At 71.6% G+C, this 341-nt stretch carries 1 protein-coding gene; it reads right to left on the reverse strand.

The annotated features are described in order from the left end of the window. Positions 1-341 (reverse strand): acyltransferase domain-containing protein (locus VM95_RS38165; RefSeq protein ID WP_045706314.1); only part of this gene is annotated, 341 nt, incomplete at both ends.

Consider the following 341-nt stretch of genomic DNA (forward strand, 5'->3'; position numbering starts at 1 on the left):
ACCCGCGCGCCGTCCTCCAACGACAACGCACCCGCCACGCACGCCGCCGCGATCTCCCCCTGCGAATGCCCCACCACCGCCGCCGGCTCCACCCCGAACGACCGCCACACCTCCGCCAACGCCACCATCACCGCCCACAGCACCGGCTGCACCACATCCACCCGCTCCAACCCCACACCACCGCGCAGGACTTCAGTGAGCGACCAGTCCACGAACGGCACCAACGCCCGCTCGCACTCCCCGATCCGCGCCGCGAACACCGGCGAGGAATCCAGCAGCTCAGCCCCCATCCCCACCCACTGCGACCCCTGCCCCGGAAACACGAACACCACCCGGGCGTC

The organism is Streptomyces rubellomurinus (genome assembly GCF_000961885.1).
Classification (GTDB): Bacteria; Actinomycetota; Actinomycetes; order Streptomycetales; family Streptomycetaceae; genus Kitasatospora; species Kitasatospora rubellomurina.